At 30.9% G+C, this 585-nt stretch carries 1 pseudogene; it reads left to right on the top strand.

Annotated features, from left to right (window positions below):
• Nucleotides 1-440 (top strand): annotated as a pseudogene (locus tag RB298_RS17175) (hypothetical protein); the annotation flags it as partial.
• Nucleotides 441-585: the final 145 nt, after the last annotated feature.

The following is a 585-nucleotide window of genomic DNA, read 5'->3' as shown; positions in this document are numbered from 1 at the left end:
AAAAGTTAAATATTATTTTCATTGGACAATTTGATAACGATACAGATAAAACGCAGCTACAGAAGTTTAGTAACGTTAATATTGTTCCTCCGGTATCTTATGAGGAAGCATTGAATTTTATAATTAACGCAGATGCGTTACTTTTGTATGGTAATGCAAATAGCACTCAAGTACCTGGAAAAGCGTATGAGTATTTTGGAAGTAATGCAGTAATCTTCACTCTCTTAGGTGATTTTGAAGATGAGTTGGGACCATTAATGAAAAAGGCGAATAAAGGTCCAGTTTTTCTGAATGAAGAAGAGTTGATTTATAAAGAGTTGATAAAACTTACAGATAGTTTTATCAATAATAATCTTCCTTTAACATGGTCAGAAGTTCAAGAGGATTTTCAATGGATAAACGTAGGGAAAGATTTAGAAAGCAAATTGATGAAGGGTTAAATATTTATAAAATTTAAATTATTTATATTGAGTAAAAAGGTGCTGGAAAAGTATGAGAATTCTACATTATAGCCTGGGAATTCCTCCTTACAGAAGCGGGGGATTAACAAAATATTCAATGGATTTAATGTTACAACAAATAGAG

This window comes from Priestia sp. BR_2 (genome assembly GCF_041954005.1).
Classification (GTDB): Bacteria; Bacillota; Bacilli; order Paenibacillales; family Paenibacillaceae; genus Paenibacillus_AQ; species Paenibacillus_AQ lautus_A.
This window is presented reverse-complemented; position numbering and strand designations above follow the sequence as displayed.